Genomic DNA, 17,437 nt, shown 5'->3' on the forward strand with positions numbered 1-17,437 from the left:
CGAGGTACCGATGTCCACGCAGCGTACGAGCCGCACGGCTGATTGGATCAGGATCCACGCCCGCAACACCCCGACCCGGCCCTGTTTCGTCACCGACACGAAGTCGTACACCTTCGCCCAGGTCAACGCCCGCGTCAACCGGGTGGCGAGCGAGCTGCGCCGCGTGGGCGTCGGCAAGGGCGACCGGGTGGCGCTGTTCGCGACCGACTCGCCCGCGTACATGGAGGTGCTGCTCGCCTGCATGAAGCTGGGCGCCGTCTACGTGCCGCTCAACTACCGGCTCGCGCGGCCCGAGCTGCAGACCCTGCTGCGTACCGCCGAGGCGAAGGTGCTGTTCTTCAGCGAGCGCTACTCCTCGATGGTGGAGTCCGTCGACGTGCCCTCGCTGAAGCACACGGTCTCGTTCGAGAAGTCCACGGCCGCCGACCGCGACTACGACCGGCTGCTGGCCGCGGGCGACGAGGGCGAGATCGACACGGTCGTCAACGACGACGAGCTGATGTGCCTGGCGTTCACCAGCGGCACGACGGCGCTGCCCAAGGGCGTCATGCACCACCAGCGCATGGTCAAGCACATGACGTTCCAGTGCATCCTGGAGCGGCGGCTGCCGGCGGAGGCGTTCCACTACTCCCCCGCGCCGCTGTTCCACGCGGCCGGCATGTGCTACGTCCTGGCCGGCGTCGCCCGGGGCAACCCGACCCTGATCCTCGACGGCTTCGACCCGGCGACGCTGCTGAAGTGGCTGCGCCGGGACGTGCTGGACGGCGTCTTCCTCGTGCCGACCATGATCGACATGCTGCTGCGCGAGCCCGGGGTCGAGGACGGCGACTACCCCCGCCTGCAGTCCATCGCGTACGGCGCCGCCCCGATGTCCCCGGAGCTGCTGCGCCGGGCCATGCGGGTCTTCCGGTGCGACTTCATGAACCTGTTCGGCGCCGGCACCGAGGCGGGCCTGCAGACCGTGCTCACCCCGGCCGACCACCGGCGGGCGCTCGCCGGCCACGAGCACCTGCTCGGCTCGATCGGCAAGCCCGGCATGGGCGTCGACCTGCGACTGTGCGACGACAACCTCGACGACGTGCCGGACGGCGAGGTCGGCGAGATCGTCACCCGGTCCGACGCCGTGATGGCCGGCTATCTCGGCATGCCGGACGAGACCGCCGAGGTGCTCGTGGACGGCTGGTTCCGCGGCGGCGACCTGGCCCGGCGCGACGAGGAGGGCTACCTCTACCTCTCCGGCCGCAAGAAGGACATGATCATCCGAGGAGGGGAGAACATCTACCCGATCGAGATCGAGCAGGTCCTGTCCGAGCATCCCGCGGTGCGGGAGGTCTCGGTGGTCGGGGTGCCGGACGAGCGCTGGGGCGAGATCGTCCGGGCGCACGTGGTGACCGATCCCGGCGTCACGTTCGAGGAGGAACAGGTACGCGAGTTCTGCCGGGACCGGCTGGCCGGCTACAAGGTGCCGGAGATCTTCCGTACCGAGCCGGAGCTGCCCCGCAACGCCAGCGGCAAGATCCTCAAACGCGTGCTGCGGGAGCGCTGATCGGGTCCGCTCCGACCCGTGCTGCGCTATCATCAACAGTGTCGTTTATGAACAGCGCACACCCGAGTCTTGGAGGTTCGACCCCGTTGGCCACCAGGAAGCGGCAGTCGCCGCCCAGTGACATCGCGCGGCGGCGCGCCGAACGACGGCTGGCCAGCGGACGCAAGTCCGACCAGCGGTGGCGGGAGGTGCTGGAAGGCGCCGGGCGCGTCTTCCAGCGGCTCGGCTACGCCCAGACCACGCTGGAGGACATCGCCGCCGAGGTCGGCATCAACCGGGCGACCCTCTACTACTACGTGGGCACCAAGGAAGAACTGCTCGTCTCGCTGCTGCACCAGCCGATCGAGCAGATGCGCGTCGAGCTGGAGGCGATCGCCGCCGAGGACAAGCCCGCCCCGCAGAAGCTCGCGGACGGGCTGCGGGCCTACGTCGTGGCCATGTCCCAGCGGCCGGAGCTGTTCATCTTCGTACGGGAGAACATCGACCAGGTCGTCAGCGGCGAAGAGGCCAACGACATCAAGCAGAACGCCGACCGCTGGGGCCGGCTGCTCTCCCAGATCCTCCAGGAGGGCGCCAAGTCCGGCGACTTTCGCGACGACATCGACACCACGGTGGCCGTCCTCGGCATCGTCGGCATGTTCAACTGGTCCTACCGCTGGTACGACCCGGCGGGCCCGCGCAGCCTGGTGGAGATCGGCGAGATCTTCATCGACATGGCCCTGTCCACCCTGGCCCCGCGCCGCTGAACCATGGCTGTGTCCCGCCTCTGATCGTTTCGCGTCGAAGGCGGAGTTCCGCGGTCAAGGCCGACCCGACAGCGACGAGCACGACGCCGCTGATGAAGGCCAGCGACACCGTCGCGGACTCGCGCTGGGACAACCTCATCGCGTCCCGGACGATCTCGCCGGCGCCGTGAAAGGCGAAAGCGGTCGCGCCACAGCCGTAGACGAGCCCGGCGACAGCGGCCACGATCCTGCCCGCGTTCACCGGCAGGAACCGCGCGAGACCGGCGCACACCAAGCCCGCCAGAACGACATCGGCGACGGCGAGCACGATGGCGCCCAGGTCTTGCTCGAATCTCTCCCACGTCCCACCGGCGTCGGGAAGCCCGGCGACGCCGAACGCCGTGAGGACCGCCAACGCCGTCATGACCCCCGCCAGCGCGGCGACGACGACCGGCTGCCGCTTCTTCGGCCAGGCCGGCAGGATCTTGGTGTCACGCCGCACACGGACGGTGGTCCCGGGCTGCTCACCCGCGATGCCTCCCGCCATCGCCAGCGCTTCCCCGACCGTCGGCCTGCCGCCCGGGTCCTTGTCCAGCAGCCGGGTGATGAGCGGCGTGAGCGGCCCGGCCCGTCGCGGCGCCGGCGCCTCCTCCAGGAGCACCGCGGCCAACGTCGCCTCCTGGGTGTCGCGGCGGAACGGCGAGACCCCCTCGACGGCCTGGTACAGCGTCACGCCGAGGGAGAACAGATCCCCGGCGGGAAGACCGTCACCGCCGCGTAACCGCTCGGGCGCCACGTACTCCGCCGAGCCGATGAACATCCCGGTGGCGGTCAACGCGGAGTCGGTGTGGTGGATCGCCGTCCCGAAGTCGGTGAGCAGGACCTTCCCGTCCTCGGCGAGCATGACGTTGGCCGGTTTGACGTCGCGGTGCACGACGCCCTCCCGGTGCGCCGCGCCGAGCGCCGTCAGCAGTGCCACAGCGACCGCAGCGACCCTGTCCACCGGAAGAGGGCCGTGCTGCTTGAGGTGCTCGCCCAGCGAGCAGCCGTCGACCAGCTCCATGACGATCCAGGGAAGGCCGTCGTCGATGACGACGTCGTGAATCGCGACGATGCCGTCGTGCTTGCGCAACCGCGCGGCGTTGCGGGCCTCGCGCGTAGCCCGGGCCAGCCGCCCGGCTCGTTCGGTCTCCGGCGTCCCCGGCGGCAGCCGCAGTTCCTTGATCGCGACGTCCACGTCGAGGGTCTCGTCGCGAGCCCGCCAGACCCGCCCGAAACCACCGGATCCCAGCTCGGTGGCAAGCCGGTAGCGCCTGCCGACCACGTCACCGGCGAGCCTCGAAGTCATGCGCCGTCTCCTGCCATCGCACGTCGGCACGGACAGTTGATCAGCCTACAAGCCACTCCGCGATCACCCGCTCCGCAGTCCGGCCCGGTCCCCTTGTACGCTCCACACCTCTGCTGCCAGGACCGCCCACCGACGATCGGATGTGACCGCCATGTACGAGATCCCGCAACTGCTGGCCGAGTACGACCGCGCCCGCGCCTACACCGACGAGCTCTGGCGCGACCTGACCGCCGAGGAGCTGCACTGGCGCCCCGAGCAGAACTTCAGCCCTATCGGCTGGCACCTCGGCCACCAGGCCCACGTCGCCCACTTCATGGTCCGCAACCTCACCGCGGCCGAACCGAGCCCCGCCCCCGACCTGGACGACCTCATGGACTCCGCCAACCCGGAAGCGGACCGGCTGCCCCTGCCCGACCCCAGGCGGCTGGCCGACTTCCGCGCCACCGTCGGCGAACGGGTCCACGCCCGCATGAACGCCATCGGCGCCGGCGACGTCGGCGCCCCCGCCCAGCTCAAGATCGTCGCGCAGACGCTGCTCATGGCCATCATCAACCACGAGTACCAGCACGACCGCTGGATCGGCGAGGTACGCAACCGCGACCTCGGCCACGCCCTGCCCGACGACCCCACCTCCGACCTCATCACCACCGTGGACGGCTACCTGGTCGTGTGCGGATGGAGCAGCTGAGGCTTCGTCATCGTGACCATCGCGGGCAGAACGCCACGTGCAACTGTTCCCAGTCGCGCATGTCAGGATCGGCCCTGCGACATCCAGCCCACGCCGGACGTACCGCGCCCGGGAGACAGCCTGCGGTGGTGGCGGCGTTCCCAGGGGTTGCGTTGATCTTAGGCGAGGTGGCGGCCGAGCAGGATCTGTGTGCAACCAGATGCTGCCAGGGCCCAACCTGGTACCCCGCCATCCCCACCCCGGCCCGGACAGGTGATGCCACTCCCGGCCGGGGCTGGTTTCGTGTTACGGGGATCGATCCGCCCGCGCGGCCAGGCAGTCATACCGGCCCGCGCGAACTCTGCCGGGATACCGCCGAGGGTAGCTGCTCACCTCATCGGGGCATCAGGATCAGCCGGACTCCGCGAGCAGATGTATGACACCGGCTGGGTTTCTGATCCAGTGGGTTCTGGAATCGAGGTTCTCCAGGGGCTCGACCTCGTCACACGGGTGGATACCGATGCCGGCCAGTTTGCTCGCTGCCGCGTCCAGGTCATCGGTGTGGAGTTGCAGCCACAGGTCGGGCCGGCTGTAGTTGTCGACGCAGTCGAGCCACAGCGTATTGGGCCCGAACCGCACCGAGTGAGTTCTCGAGACGGTCGGGGCGTAGGAGACGTCGTCTTCTTTGACGTCGAAGCCCAGAGTGTCGCGGTAGAAGGCCACGGTGGCCTCGTACTGTGCCTTGGGGATCTTCATGGCGATGTTCAGGCCGGCCGTGAATTCAGGCTTGCTCATTGTTGTGCGACTCCTTGGTCCGTCTCGGTGGCGTCCAGTGCACCTTCCAGCGTGGCCAGCCGGTCATCCCACCTGTTGGCGAGCCTGGCCAGCCACACCTGGGCTGTGCGAATGGCGGCTGGTTCCAACCGGTAGGGATGGCGGCGGCCGGCCGGTTCGCCGGAGCTGATCAGGCCCGCTTCGGCGAGCTGGCCCAGGTGCTTGGCGATCGCCTGGCGGCTGATCGGCAACCGTCGCGCCAGATCAGTGACGGTTGCGGGCCCGGCGCGGGCGAGCTCGTCCAGCAGCGCCCGCCGCATGGGATCGGTGAGCGCCGCGAACACCGCGACGGCCTGTCGTTCCCCATCAGGCGGTCGCATCGAGGTAGGTCTCCAGGTCGACGAGCTCCGTGTCCCATCCCTGACTGTTGGCCTTGTGGGCAGACTGGGCCACGTCGGCGGCGGCCTGGGCGAACCCGCTCTCGATCAGGCGCAGCCGAGTGCCGTCCGGCACCGGTTCCAGGGTGAAGTCCACAAGCGTCTGGGGCGCGTCATCCTTCGGCAGGCCCTCGATTGCCCACCTGAACGCGAAACGGTGTGGTGGGTCGACCACCGCGATGGTGGCGACGGATTCCTCGTCGAGGTCGTCCCAGCGGAAGAACGCGCGCCCACCGGGCCGCAGATCGATCTCCGCCACCGAGCCGAACCACCGCGAGAGCCCTTCGGCGGTGGTCAGCGCGGCCCACACCCGTTCGATGGGGTGCCGCAGCACCACCACACGTTCGATCGCGCCCGAAGCCATGCTCACCCTCCTTCGCAACCTGTAGGTTGCCTATAAATAGCAACCTACAGGTTGCCATCGTTGCATCGCAAGCCCGGCGCGGAGGACGACTGCGAGGTGGACGTAGTGGCGAGGCCGGCCACGTCGGTAGCCGCTGATCCGCGCGACGAAATCCGTTCGCTCGCCCCGCCCGGAGCCCACTAGTGTCGCGCGGATGAGCAACCCTCATTTGCCTGTGCTGTGGCTGTCGGGCCCCACGGGTGTCGGGAAGTCCTCGGTCGGCTGGGAGGTGTTCGCGCAGCTGAGCCGCAGCGGTGTCAAGGCGGCGTTCGTCGACGCCGACCAGATCAGCCTGTGTCACCCCTTGCCGGAGGGCGTGACGCATCGCGTCCGGGCGCGGAACCTGGCCGCGATGTGGCCGCACTTCCGGCAGGAAGGCATGCGATGTCTCGTCCTGGCGGGCTTTGTCGACACCTCCGAGGAGGTTCGTGAGTACACGACCCTTCTGCCCGAGGCGGCGTTCACGTTGTGCCGGCTGCGCGTTGACAGCGCTGAGCTCAAGGAACGTTTTCTGGGACGAGGCTGGCGTCCGGACCTGGTGGCGGAGGCGGTCGCCGAGGCGGACGCCCTGGACCGGAGCGACTATGCCGACGTGTGCGTGGACACCGGCGGCTTCGCGGTGCCCGAGGCGGCTCGACTGGTCCGTGAGCGGGCCGGGGGATGGCCGGGCGCACTCCCCGCCCCGACGTTCCCCGGAGACCTGCGACGCCACCCACCGGCAGCACAGTTGGATGCCGCGCCCACACCCGTGCTGTGGCTGCGTGGTGCTACGGCGGTCGGCAAGTCCACGGTCGGCTACGAGATCTTCTCCCAGGTCTACCGGACCGGCGTGCGAGCCGCCTACGTCGATGTGAAGCAGATCAGTGCGCTGGGCCCGGTGTCGGACGTGGAAAACCGTCGTCTCAAGGCGCGCAACCTCGCGGCCGTCTGGGCCGGCTATCGCGCGGTCGGCGCTCAGTGCCTGGTCGTCTCCGGCGAAGCCGACTCCGACGACACCGTCCAGGACTATGCCGATTCGCTGCCAGGAACGGCCTTGACCGTGTGCCGCCTGGACGCCGGCCCAGCGACGCTGGCCGAGCGCGTCGCGCGGCGCGCCCGGGGAGGGGGACCGTCCATACCCGGCGACGGGCTGAAAGGGCTGGGCCCGGACGCGCTGAAACGCGTCGCCGACCGGGCGGTGCGCGAGGCCGAGGCTCTCGACCGCGCCGGGGCGAGCGATCTGCGCATCGACACCGATGACCGGTCGGTGCAGGAGGTGGCCGCGGACGTACGGGCTCGCGCCGGCAACTGGCCGAATCTCTCCCCCTGAACGCACTCCTCCCGAGCGGGGCCGCGGCCAGGGTGGGCAGATCGAGGAGGTCGGTCAGCGGGTCGGCGACGGTGACGTGCTCCAGGTGGTGGGCGAGCACGTCGATCGGGGATGATGGCACGCGAACGCGGCCCCTGTTCTTGATGCGGGGGTGCGGGTGGACCACACGCGTACACCTGCCTGAGATGGCACTCGCTCCCGCCGACGACTGATCTCAGGCCTTGATGAGCTCGTTTTTGATCCAGTCCAGTACGGAGGTGTGGCGAGGTCGCCAGCCGAGTTGGGCGCGGGCGCGCTCGCCTCGGACCCGGCTGTTGGAGCCGAGTGCGAAGACGGCGGCCTCGTAGCCCCACTCTTGGATCGCGGCGTCGATGCCCCAGGCCTCGGCAGATCCCAGGCCCAGCGCCTCGGCGATGGCGGCGGTGATGTCGGCGAACGACGCCTCACCGTTTTCCACGAAATAGAACGACCCGGCGGGGGCCGCATCGAGCGCGAGCAGATAGAGGTCGGCCACGTCATCAATGTGGACGTTCGACCAGATGTTGCGGCCGGCCCCGATCCTGCGGACGGTCCCGGTCTTGTGCGCCTGCCGGGCCAGGGCGGGGATCTGCACGCTGTCGCGGCTCAGCCCGTGACCGTGGCCGTAGATCAGAGTGTTGCACAGGACCACCGACCGGACCTTTCGGCTGGAGGCGGCCAGAACGTACCGGTCGATCGCCACCCGGGCTTCCTTGTCGTCGGCCGGCCGCCAGGAAGACTGCGAATCGAAGATCTCTTCCCCGAAGATCTCCCCGGACGGCTCGCCGCGGGAATCGGTGCCCACGATGCTCGACCCGCTGGTGTGCAGCAGCGGTTTGCCCGATCCCGCGAGCGCCTCCACCAGTGCTTCCACGGCACCTCGGTGGTCGCTGTCAGCGGCGTTGACGACAGCGTCGGCGGCCTGCGCCTGCTCGGCGAGAAGGGGCTGGTCGTCCAGGGTTCCCAGGACCGGAGTCACGCCGAGGCGCTCAAGCATCCGCGCCTTCTCGGGGCTGCGGGCCAGGCCAGTGACGTGGTGGCCGGTCCGCAGCATCCGGTCGGCGACGGAGCCGCCGATGTATCCAGTGGCGCCGGTGACGAAGACACGCATGAACGCTCCCATGTACGTACAACATTTGTTTATACATAAGTTGCCTAAGCATGGAATACGTGTCAAGCTGGTCCCTCCAGGGAGGATGAACAATGCCGCAGGTCACCGGACGCGTCCCGCGCATCGAACTGCCGTCGGACCTCGAAAGACGCTGGCAGGCGCTGAGACATCTGGAGGCCACCGTCCAGGAGGCACTGGACCGGGTTCTGCAGAACGAGCATGGTCTGTCCGCCTCCGAGTACACCGCGCTTGCGGCGCTGGCCTACTCCGACGATGGCGGTCACCTGCGCCAGCAAGCCCTCGCCGACGCGATCCCGCTCCAGCAGAGTTCGGTCAGCCGCCTGGTTGCCCGGCTCGAGCGGATGGGCCTGACCGAACGCTTCCACTGCCCGACCGACCGGCGTGGGGTCTACACGCAGATCACTGATCGCGGCCGCGAAGTCGTCACCGCGGCGCGCGCAACCTATGTCAACGTCCTCCGACAGACTCTTGCCGACATCAGCGGCGATCGGGAACTGGCCGCCCTGGTTGAGCAACTCCACGGGAACGCAGACCCGGCAAGCTCGTAAGGCGTGACGTCTGTCGGTGGTGATCCGGTCAATGGGGATGACGTCGTGATGTCGACACGACGAGCAGACCCGCCGTGATCAGCCCGGCGGCGTGCAGGCAGAGCGTTGGGATGATGCCGAGCCGTTCGCCGAGCACGCCCGCCGACAGCATCCCGAGCAGCGACGTGGCGGCCTGGGCGCTGCCGAGGAGCCCGAAGACCGCGCCCAACCGGTCCTCGCCGGTGGCCGTCTGGGCGAACGTGGTGAGTCCCGCCATCGCCGCCGCGGCCGGTAGCCCGGCCAGGGCGATCAGCGCCATGGCCGGCCACAGCTCAGGTGTCAGGAGCGGGTAGGTGAACAGCGCCAGGTCGGCCAGGCCGAAGACGACCGTCCCCCATCCGAACAGCGCTCGCGGCGTGGCGTACCCCGGGCGGGCGGCAACCGCCAGGCCGCCGGCGATCCCGCCGACCGCCTGCGCCGACAGGAACAGCCCGTACGCGTCTCCTTCCCCACCGAGCACGTCCGCCACGAACGGCGCCGCGAGCGTCGCGAAGATGCCCTCGCCCAGTCCTGTGATCACCATGTACGCCACCAGCAGGCGCACGCCGGAATCATGCCTGGCCAGCCGCAGCCCGGCGACCCACTGCCCGCCCATGGTCGTCGCGGCCGTGGCGCGTCGAGCGGGCGTACGCAGGCGGGCCAGCAGGAGTGCGGAGATCAGGAAGCCGGCCACGCCGATCCAGACGACGGCGGCCAGCCCGCCCGCACCGACCGCCACCCCGCCCGCCAGCGCTCCCAGCAGTCTGGCGGCCTGGCCGCTCTGCCCGTGCAACGCGTTGGCCCTGACGAGCTGCGAGGCGGCCACGATCTGCGGCACGAGGGCTTTCTGGGCGGGGAACAGGACCGTGCTGAGCACGCCCGTCCACAGGGCGACGGCGTAGACGATCCAGACCTGGCCCGGTTCGCGTACCGCCAGGAGGGGCAGCAGCCCCAGGCCGAGCAGCACGTCCGTGATCACCAGCAGCCTGCGGCGGTCCCATCGGTCGGCGAGCACGCCCGCCAGTGAGCCGAGCAGGACGTCCGGCAGGCGGCCCGCCAGCAGCATGGTGGCGCTGGACAGGGTGGACCCGGTGAGTACGTAGACGTGATAGGCCAGGCCGGCGCCGATGACCCAGTCGCCGGTCTGCGAGATCAGGCCGGCCGTGAGCAGCCGCCGGTAGTCCCGGTTCTTCCCTAACAGACTCCCGATCCCGGCCGGCGCCTCCCCTGCCGGTTCCCCTCCCGGCAAGGTGGCGTCCCTGGCGTCAGTCACCGGTGCCGGTGGCCGGGAGCGGGACCAGGAGGGTGGTCAGCAGGACGGGCCGGGCCCCCTCCGGCCGCTCGGACGGGTCGGCGATCCGCGCCATCAGCGGCTCAAGCAGCCGGTTGAACGCGGCGTCGAACGAGGCGAGTTCGTCGGGTGTGACGTAGAGGTAGGAGCTGCCGATCCCGCCGGCCGTCCGCCACTCGTCCGGCTCGTCCGTACGGCGCTCCTGCCATTCGGCCAGCCGGGACAGCGCCCGTTCGGCGACGACCTGTTCCAGCAGGCCGCGGGCGGCCGACGCCTCGGGGGTCGATGCGGTGTCGGACCACTCCTGGGTCAGTGACGTCGCCTTCCACGGCCGCTCCCGTTCGTCGCGCGCCTCGGCCTGCTCCACGAAGCCGTACTTGGCGAGTTGCCGCAGGTGGTAGGAGGCCAGGGCCTGGCTGATGCCGACCTCGCGGGCGGCGTCCGCGGCGGTCGTGGCGCCGGCCCGCATCAGCAGCTCGTGCAGGGCCAGGCGGACGGGGTGGGCGAATGCCCGCATGGCGGCCGGGTCGTCGAGCACCCGGCGTGGCCGCTTCCTCCAGGATTCCAAAGACATGCTTGGGATCCTGGGTCAATCACGCCCGGATGTCAAGGAAACCTTTGGAATGCAGACGTCCGGTACGAAGCCGCGTACATCCCGGCGCTGACACCCGCCACAACCCACGCCGTACGGACGCCGTACCCGAACGGGACCCCAGGCGGACGACAGGCCGCCGGCCTCGAACCTAACGTCGGGCGCGACCGCAACCCCGTGAGGTGGAGGACCCTTTCCGATGAGATCCAAGCCCTTCGGCCTGTCGCCGATCGCCATCCTGGCCCTGGCCGCGCTCGGCGTGCCCAGGGTGATCGCGCATGACCTGAGCCTGGTCGGCCCGGTGGTCAACGCCCTGCTGGTGTTCCTGCCGATCGCCGTCTGGCTGGTCGTCGTGCTGTGGAGGCGTGTCCCGAACCCGTTCGTCACCCTGCTGGCGATCGGCGTCGCCTACGGTGTCCTGCTCGGCGTCACCCACCAGGTGCTGTGGTCGGCGGCCTTCGGCGATGATCCGCCCACTCTCGGTGGCAACCTGGCAGGCGCTCTCTCGCCGGGGACGGAGGCCGTGCTGCTGCGCACCTTCGCCTTCGGCAGCAGCGTGCTGACCGGCGCGGGGGTCGGCGTGGCTGTCGGCGTCGTCGGCTGGGCGGGGGCGCGCCTGCTCGCCGCCGCGCGACGCTGACGTCCGGACGGTCGGGCGAGGTCGGCCGACAGAGTGTGCCCGCGTCGACAGGGTGTGCCGGCGTCGGCTCACGAACGGATTATGGCCTGTTCGAGCAGGTCCTGAAGGGTGCGCTGCTGCTCGGCGGTGAGGCCGGCCAGCGGTGAGTCCTGGACGAGGAGTTCGAGGAGCCGTTCGCGGAGGGCGTCGCCCTCCGGGGTGAGGACGAGCTGCTTGGCGCGACGGTCGGTCGGGTGCGCGCGGCGCTCGATCAGGCCCTGTTTCTCGAGCTTGTCGACGATGAAGGTGGCGTTGGAGGGCTCGCAGCTCATGCGTTCGGCGAGCTCTCGCATGGTCATCGGTCCGGTCATCTCCCGCAGCGCGGTCGCCTGGGCCGCGGTGAGGCCCAGGGTGACCGCGCGTTCGCGTACGTGTACGGCGATCTGCTGGGCCAGTCCGTTCACCAGGCCGCACAGCTCCCGCTCGGCGACGGCCTGCGGTTCCGGGGACGTGGTCATGCACCCCATCCTAGCAAGTCCATCAAGCCAGAATATTTCAAGCTTGACCATTTCTAGCTTGAATCTTATGGTGGCCTGGCCGCCGGAAAGGGACGCGGCGACGACCTGACCCCCGAAGAAGGGAACGCGACCATGTCGAACTCCGCGGTTGACCAGGACGAGCGGCTGCGGCGGCCGGCGGGGATCCGCTCGGTGCGGCTGGGCGACACGAGGGTGTCCTTCGCGCCGGACGGGGCCATCCAGGGAAGGCCGCGCAGCTGGCTGCCGGACACCACCGATGAGACCTGGGCCGCCCACCCGCAGTACCTGGACGCCTCCGGCCATCTCGTGGCGAGCATCGGCGGTCTCCTGGTGGAGAACGGCGACCGCGCCCTGTTGATCGACGCGGGGTGGGGCCCGGTGTCGCTGCCCGCCGAGCCGGGAAGCCCGAACGGCGCCGTACACGGCGGCGCGCTGCCGGCCAGCCTGGCCGCGCTCGGCCGCAGGCCGGAGGAGATCGAGGCGGTGGCCTTCACCCACCTGCACATCGATCACCTCGGCTGGGCCTGGCATCCCGCCCCGGGCGGCGACCGGCCCGTCTTCACCCGGGCCGAGTACATGGTGGCCGAACCGGAATGGGCCCGACGCGACCTGCTCGCGCAGGGCATCACCGAGGAGGAGGCCACCGCGCTGGCACCGCGCGTGCGTACGGTGACGGACGGGCAGGAGATCTTCCCCGGCGTACGGGTCCAGATCACCGGCGGCCACACGGCCGGGCACACGCAGTACGTCATCACCGGCGGCGGAACCCGGCTGATCGCCTTCGGCGACGCCCTGCATTCACCGATCCAGGTGGACCACCCCGAATGGTCCTGCCGCTACGACCATGACCCCGCCCGGTCCGCCGAACATCGTCGTCAGCTCGTCGCCGAGCTGGAGGAGCCCGACACGATCGGCTTTGGCATCCACTTCGCCGACGCGGTCTTCGGGCAGGTCCGCCGGGACGGCGCCGGCCCCGCCTGGCGCCCCCTCGACGTCTGATCCGCCCCGAGATCGACCATGACCACGACGATCACCCGCTCGCCCGTACGGCACTGGCCGGGAATCATCGCGACCGCGCTGACCGCGACCGTGGCGGGGATGCCCGGTTTCACGGTCGGGGCGCTGGCCCCGGCGATCGGCGCGGACCTGCACATCTCCCGCAGCGCCGCCGGGCTGGCGATGAGCCTCTTCTACGCCGCCACCGCCTTCGGCTCACCCGTCGCCAAACGGGTGGCGGCGCGGCTGCCGGTCCCCACCGTCCTCACCGTCGCCGCGCTGGTCGCGTCGGCGGTCATGCTGGTGGCGTCGCGCGCGACCGGGCCGGGACTGCTGACGGCGACACTGCTGGTGGGCGGGTTGAGCAACGCGCTCGTCCAGCCGGTGGCGAGCCGCCTGATCGCGGCACGCGTCCCCGAACGCCGGCGTTCGCTGGCCGCCGGCATGATCGGCGCGGCGCTGGGGGCGGCCGCCCTCGTCCCCGGACTGCTCGTCGCCCTGGTCCTCCCGGCGTACGGCTGGCGGACCGCCCTGCTCGTCGCGGGAGTCGCCGCGCTCGTTCCGGCCGCGCTCGCGCCGCTGGCCCGGGCACCCGGCGGCCCGCAGCCTGCGAAGCCGAAGGAGGCCGGCGACAGGCATCGGACGGTCGGGCGGGTGCTCGTGCTCTGGGCGCTGGCCGCCGCGCTCTCCGCGACCGGCAACAACGCGGTGGCCACGTACTTCGTCGAGCTGGGCACCCACTCCGGGCTGGGCACCACCGTCACGGGCAACCTGTTGTCGCTCAGCGCCCTGTTCGCCATCGCCGTACGGATCACCGCCGGGGCGCTGACCGACCGGGCTCCTCACCGGAACGCGGCGGTGATCGTCACGATGATGCTCAGCGGCGGGCTCGGGCTGGCGCTGATCGCGATCGGGACCTCGACGACGTTCGTCCTCGGTGCGATCCTGGCCTTCTCCGCGGGCTGGGGCTGGACCGGGCTCCTGCTCGCCACCACGTTGCGCCTGGTGCCCGGCCGGACCGAGGACGCCGGGCACACCGTGCAGATCGGCGTGTACGCGGGCGCCACCATCGCGCCGTTCACCTTCGGCGCCCTGTCCAGCGCCTTCGGATTCCCCGCTACCGCCCTGCTCGCCGCCGTGGCCGCCGTCGCCGCAGCGGTGGCGATGGCCGCCGGGGCGCTGCTGCTGCGGCGAGCGGGATGACCGGCCGCGCCGGACCGCTCGACCGTACGGCGCCGGCCGGGGAGCGCTGCGGCCGGCCGGGGCGGTGGACCTGCCGAAGGTGGGTACGCGACCCGCATCGCGACGACGACGGTGTCGGCGGACCCGGCGGCGGCGAAGACGGTGGCCAGGTCGGAGGTCCGCCGCCCGCCCCGCTGGGCAGGGACAGCATCCAGGCGAGGGTCGTCACGTAGACGGCCAGCGACACCGCGAGCTTGAGCAGCTTGAGCCAGACGGCGGCGCCGAGCGGCATCCGGCCGTCGAACACGAGCCCGGCCGCCGAGACGACCAGCAGGAGCAGCATCGAGGCGACCATCAGCATCAGCGGCCGATGCCACTGGGACGCCCGGCGCAACGCGGCGAGAACGAGGGACACGGGGCCTCCCGGGAACGACCAGAGCCACAGTCCAGGCTCCCGGTCGACGGGCGTCGCCGCATTGCCGTACACCCCCTTGTCGGCGGTGAGGCCCGCCCTACCCCTGACCGGCAGCCCGTCGGCGCGCTCGCACGATCTTTCTCGCGCCGTCGATGATCCGCCCGCGTCCGCCGAACGAATCAAGGTCACCTCTCCAACGGAAGGGACTTCGATGGTCCAGCCACACTGGTTACGCAAGACCCTGACCGCGGGCCTGATCCTGGCCGTGGCCGCGGGCGTCCTGACGCCCGGATCCGCCACCGCCGCCGCGACGGCCGCGCCGCCGCCGTACGCGGCCGACCTGCCCGACCTCGGCACTCCCGCCGTCGCCTACGACCGCACCTCCCAGCCCACCGCGACCGGCGTCGCCGCCCGCGGCGCCGACGGCTCGCTGCTGTACAGCGCCCGCTCCGGCTCCGCCTTCGGGTCCTTCCAGTCGCTCGGCGGGGTGATCGTCGGCGACCCGTCGGTGGTGGTGACCGCCGCGGGCACCCACTTCTTCGTACGGGGCACCGACGACCAGGTGTACACCAACACGATCACCCCCTCCGGCGTCGTCACCGGCTACGCGCACGTGCCCGGCCTGACCGTCACCGGCGACGTCGAGGCGCTCGTCCCCAACCTCGCGCCGGCGGGCAGCCTGCGGATCTTCGCCCGCGGCACCGACGGCGCCGTCTGGACCAACCAGCTCACCGGCGGCGCCTGGAGCGGCTGGAGCAGCCTCGGCGGCTTCGCCACCAGCGACATCACCGCCACCCGTACCTTCGCCTTCCCGAACGACACCGTCCGGGTGTTCGTCCGCGGCGCCGACCACCGCGTCTACGTGAGCAGGGTGGCCGCCGGCGGCGTCACCCCCTTCGAGCCGCTCGGCGACCTGCAGGTCACCAGCAACATCGCCGTGGCGGAGGACGGGATCTTCGGCGGCGGCTTCATCGCCGCCCGCGGCGCGGACAACGCCGTCTGGACGCTCAACCTGTTCACCCTGCCCTACACCTGGAGGTCCCTCGGCGGCGGCGCCACCAGCGACGTCGCCCTGAGCTACCAGGCGAACCTCACCGCCCTCTACGTCCGGGGCACCGACAACGCCCTGTACGTCAACAAGACGACCGCTTCCGACGCGGCCTACCGCGGCTTCGAGCGCATCGACGGAACCGTCACCGGCAACCCGGCGGCGTTCGGCACCGGTCCCAGCGTCCCGGGCACCGGCTTCCTGCTGGCCCGCCTCGCCGGCGGCGCGCTGGGCCTGAACCTGGAACCCAATCCTTCCGTCCTGCCGCCGCACAAGTTCGGCGGCTACAGCCCGATCCCGGGCCCGGCCGTCGGCTGAACCACGGTCCCCGCGCCTCTTCACGAGGCGCGGGCGACCCGCCCCGAACCCGGTACTTCACGTCCGGCTGGGCCGAGTGCGATGTAGGCCCTTGACCTGCCCGTCGTGCACGTCGCTCACCCACTCCCAGCCGGGCTTGGCCGACGGGCCGATCCGCGGGTCGGTGACGGGCAGGTCGTCGCGCAGGGCCTGCACGTACGCCCGATCCAGGTCGATCATCGCGCGCAGCCGTTCGGCGCCGCCGGCGGATCCATGACCCGGAACGAAGACCTCGACGTCGTCCGCCACCTCGTCGAACAGCCGCAGCGCGGCGAGGTAGTCACCGATCGGGTCGGCGGCGTCCAGGTCGAGCATCGGCACCAGGACGTCGGAGAGCATGTCGCCGGCGACGAGGACCCCGCGTTCCTCGATGAGCAGCGCCGCATGGCCCTGGGCGTGTGCCTGATGCTCGATGACGCGGACCTCAGGGCCGTCCCAGGGAACCCGCGTGGCTCCGGCGGGCAGACCCGTGATGAGGCCGAACAGGTCCAGCGGCGTCTCCTCGGCGATCTCCGGCGGCAACCCCTCGGCGAGGCGGGCCTTCCAGTTCGCGTCCGACCGCAGATCGCGCAGGTCGGCCGCGCAGCGGGCGGTGCCGTAACGGGGCGCTTCGCCGAGCTCGGCGTGCCAGAGCGCGTGATCCCAGTCAGGGTGCGTCGCGAAGCCCGCCGCGACGGGCAGGCCCAGCTGACGAAGGCCGTCCGCGAGGGCGGCCATCTCGTCGCCCGTGATCCCGGGGTCGATGAGCAGCACGCCGGTCGGGCCCTGCACGACGACGGTGTTGTTCTGGAGCAACGCGCTCTGGTGGACCAGCACCCCCTCCGCGACCTGCTTCAGCACGTGCCTGCCTCCTTCGTGTCCTGGATGGCGTAACGACGCATCGTGACGCCTCGCTCGAACGATCGGTGCTCGACGAGGTCGAGCTCGATCGGGATGTCGTAGTCGTCGAACAGCGGCCTGCCGAAGCCGAGGATCGACGGGTGGGTCCAGAGCAGCAGCTCGTCGAGCAGCCCCGCCCGGAGCAGCTGTGTGGCGAGCGTCGCCCCGCCCACGCTGATGGTGCCGTCGGTCCCGGCCCGCAGGGCGGCGAGCTGCTGGATCGCATCGTCGCCGCCGATGATCCGGGTGTTGTGAGCGGCGCTGCGGCGGGTGCGGGAGACGAGGATCTTGGGCTTGGCGGTCCACAGCTCGCCGTACTCACGCATGTAGTCCGGCAGCGACGTGTCCTCGGGCGCTCGCGGCCAGTATTCCTCCATCGTCTCGTAGTAGACCCGGCCGTGGACCATGAGGGCGAGCGCCCGCGTCCGCGCGTTGGCCTCGCGGTGCATCGCCTCGCCGAGGCGCAGCCACTCGCCGGCGCCGTTGTCCCCGGGAACCTGCTCGATCCGCAGGTCGAGGGACACGTTCATCGAATAGACGAAGCGGCCCATCATCTCCTCTTCCCAAGTGATTGCACTTTGCAAGTACTATAGG

The 17,437-nt window shown here is 70.7% G+C and carries 20 protein-coding genes; 9 read left to right on the plus strand and 11 right to left on the minus strand.

Going from position 1 to position 17,437, the window contains the following annotated elements; genetic code table 11:
• Positions 1-10 precede the first annotated feature (10 nt).
• Together SMD20_RS45845 and SMD20_RS45850 are read left to right on the plus strand one after the other, a co-directional pair.
• The gene (locus SMD20_RS45845; RefSeq protein ID WP_329593834.1) at positions 11-1,546 is read left to right on the plus strand and encodes a class I adenylate-forming enzyme family protein; all 1,536 of its coding nucleotides are present in this window, start codon (positions 11-13) and stop codon (positions 1,544-1,546) included.
• Positions 1,547-1,632: 86 nt separating this feature from the next.
• On the plus strand, positions 1,633-2,292 hold the full coding sequence (locus tag SMD20_RS45850) for a TetR/AcrR family transcriptional regulator (RefSeq protein ID WP_329593836.1): 660 nt from the start codon (positions 1,633-1,635) through the stop codon (positions 2,290-2,292).
• Here SMD20_RS45850 and SMD20_RS45855 read toward each other — a convergent pair.
• Positions 2,252-3,619 carry a serine/threonine-protein kinase gene (locus SMD20_RS45855; RefSeq protein WP_329593838.1) on the minus strand — a complete coding sequence of 456 codons (1,368 nt, stop codon included), beginning with the start codon at positions 3,617-3,619 and terminating at the stop codon, positions 2,252-2,254. The genes SMD20_RS45850 and SMD20_RS45855 overlap by 41 nt on opposite strands.
• A gap of 151 nt (positions 3,620-3,770) precedes the next feature.
• Between SMD20_RS45855 and SMD20_RS45860 the strand changes: the two genes are divergently transcribed.
• On the plus strand, positions 3,771-4,307 hold the full coding sequence (locus SMD20_RS45860) for a DinB family protein (protein WP_329594761.1): 537 nt from the start codon (positions 3,771-3,773) through the stop codon (positions 4,305-4,307).
• Between the two features lie 390 nt (positions 4,308-4,697).
• On the opposite strand, the gene SMD20_RS45865 is transcribed toward SMD20_RS45860, so the two are convergent.
• The 3 genes from SMD20_RS45865 to SMD20_RS45875 are packed head-to-tail and all read right to left on the minus strand — an operon-like array spanning position 4,698 to position 5,861.
• Positions 4,698-5,081, minus strand: a complete 384-nt coding sequence (locus SMD20_RS45865) for a VOC family protein (protein WP_329593840.1) — start codon at positions 5,079-5,081, stop codon at positions 4,698-4,700.
• Positions 5,078-5,440, minus strand: a complete 363-nt coding sequence (locus SMD20_RS45870; RefSeq protein WP_329593841.1) for an ArsR/SmtB family transcription factor — start codon at positions 5,438-5,440, stop codon at positions 5,078-5,080. The genes SMD20_RS45865 and SMD20_RS45870 overlap by 4 nt, the downstream gene beginning before the upstream one ends.
• Complete coding sequence (locus tag SMD20_RS45875) at positions 5,427-5,861, minus strand: SRPBCC domain-containing protein (RefSeq protein WP_329593843.1); 435 nt, start codon at positions 5,859-5,861, stop codon at positions 5,427-5,429. Before SMD20_RS45875 ends, SMD20_RS45870 begins: the two co-directional genes overlap by 14 nt.
• A 193-nt stretch (positions 5,862-6,054) precedes the next feature.
• Between SMD20_RS45875 and SMD20_RS45880 the strand changes: the two genes are divergently transcribed.
• Positions 6,055-7,209 (plus strand): adenylyl-sulfate kinase, encoded by a 1,155-nt coding sequence (locus SMD20_RS45880; protein ID WP_329593845.1) that lies wholly within the window; start codon positions 6,055-6,057, stop codon positions 7,207-7,209.
• Between the two features lie 214 nt (positions 7,210-7,423).
• Here the strand turns inward: SMD20_RS45880 and SMD20_RS45885 are convergent, their stop codons facing one another.
• Complete coding sequence (locus tag SMD20_RS45885) at positions 7,424-8,338, minus strand: NAD-dependent epimerase/dehydratase family protein (RefSeq protein ID WP_329593847.1); 915 nt, start codon at positions 8,336-8,338, stop codon at positions 7,424-7,426.
• Between the two features lie 92 nt (positions 8,339-8,430).
• Here SMD20_RS45885 and SMD20_RS45890 point away from each other — a divergent pair, with 92 nt between their 5' ends.
• Positions 8,431-8,907 carry a MarR family winged helix-turn-helix transcriptional regulator gene (locus SMD20_RS45890; protein WP_329593849.1) on the plus strand — a complete coding sequence of 159 codons (477 nt, stop codon included), beginning with the start codon at positions 8,431-8,433 and terminating at the stop codon, positions 8,905-8,907.
• A 28-nt stretch (positions 8,908-8,935) separates the two neighbouring features.
• Here SMD20_RS45890 and SMD20_RS45895 read toward each other — a convergent pair whose 3' ends face one another.
• On the minus strand, positions 8,936-10,174 hold the full coding sequence (locus tag SMD20_RS45895) for an MFS transporter (protein WP_329593851.1): 1,239 nt from the start codon (positions 10,172-10,174) through the stop codon (positions 8,936-8,938).
• Positions 10,175-10,190: 16 nt separating this feature from the next.
• Positions 10,191-10,790, minus strand: a complete 600-nt coding sequence (locus SMD20_RS45900) for a helix-turn-helix domain-containing protein (RefSeq protein WP_329593854.1) — start codon at positions 10,788-10,790, stop codon at positions 10,191-10,193.
• 217 nt (positions 10,791-11,007) lie between these two features.
• Here SMD20_RS45900 and SMD20_RS45905 point away from each other — a divergent pair, with 217 nt between their 5' ends.
• Positions 11,008-11,448: a hypothetical protein gene (locus SMD20_RS45905; RefSeq protein ID WP_329593856.1), complete on the plus strand. Its 441-nt coding sequence runs from the start codon at positions 11,008-11,010 to the stop codon at positions 11,446-11,448.
• Positions 11,449-11,516: 68 nt separating this feature from the next.
• Here SMD20_RS45905 and SMD20_RS45910 read toward each other — a convergent pair whose 3' ends face one another.
• Positions 11,517-11,945 (minus strand): MarR family winged helix-turn-helix transcriptional regulator, encoded by a 429-nt coding sequence (locus SMD20_RS45910; RefSeq protein ID WP_329593858.1) that lies wholly within the window; start codon positions 11,943-11,945, stop codon positions 11,517-11,519.
• 132 nt (positions 11,946-12,077) lie between these two features.
• Between SMD20_RS45910 and SMD20_RS45915 the strand changes: the two genes are divergently transcribed.
• Both SMD20_RS45915 and SMD20_RS45920 read left to right on the plus strand, forming a co-directional pair.
• Entirely contained in the window at positions 12,078-12,965 is an 888-nt protein-coding gene (locus SMD20_RS45915; protein WP_329593859.1) for an MBL fold metallo-hydrolase, read from the plus strand.
• Between the two features lie 18 nt (positions 12,966-12,983).
• Positions 12,984-14,165 carry an MFS transporter gene (locus tag SMD20_RS45920; protein ID WP_329593861.1) on the plus strand — a complete coding sequence of 394 codons (1,182 nt, stop codon included), beginning with the start codon at positions 12,984-12,986 and terminating at the stop codon, positions 14,163-14,165.
• On the opposite strand, the gene SMD20_RS45925 is transcribed toward SMD20_RS45920, so the two are convergent.
• On the minus strand, positions 14,080-14,559 hold the full coding sequence (locus SMD20_RS45925) for a hypothetical protein (RefSeq protein WP_329593862.1): 480 nt from the start codon (positions 14,557-14,559) through the stop codon (positions 14,080-14,082). The genes SMD20_RS45920 and SMD20_RS45925 overlap by 86 nt on opposite strands.
• A 211-nt stretch (positions 14,560-14,770) precedes the next feature.
• Between SMD20_RS45925 and SMD20_RS45930 the strand changes: the two genes are divergently transcribed.
• A complete protein-coding gene (locus SMD20_RS45930; RefSeq protein WP_329593864.1) occupies positions 14,771-15,925 on the plus strand; it encodes a hypothetical protein in 1,155 nt (384 codons plus the stop codon).
• 57 nt (positions 15,926-15,982) lie between these two features.
• On the opposite strand, the gene SMD20_RS45935 is transcribed toward SMD20_RS45930, so the two are convergent.
• Both SMD20_RS45935 and SMD20_RS45940 read right to left on the minus strand, forming a co-directional pair.
• Positions 15,983-16,804 carry an MBL fold metallo-hydrolase gene (locus SMD20_RS45935; RefSeq protein ID WP_329593866.1) on the minus strand — a complete coding sequence of 274 codons (822 nt, stop codon included), beginning with the start codon at positions 16,802-16,804 and terminating at the stop codon, positions 15,983-15,985.
• A complete protein-coding gene (locus SMD20_RS45940; RefSeq protein ID WP_329593869.1) occupies positions 16,798-17,397 on the minus strand; it encodes a dihydrofolate reductase family protein in 600 nt (199 codons plus the stop codon). Before SMD20_RS45940 ends, SMD20_RS45935 begins: the two co-directional genes overlap by 7 nt.
• Between the last annotated feature and the right edge of the window lie 40 nt (positions 17,398-17,437).

It is taken from the genome of Nonomuraea sp. LP-02, from assembly GCF_036289125.1.
Taxonomy (GTDB): Bacteria; Actinomycetota; Actinomycetes; order Streptosporangiales; family Streptosporangiaceae; genus Nonomuraea; species Nonomuraea bangladeshensis.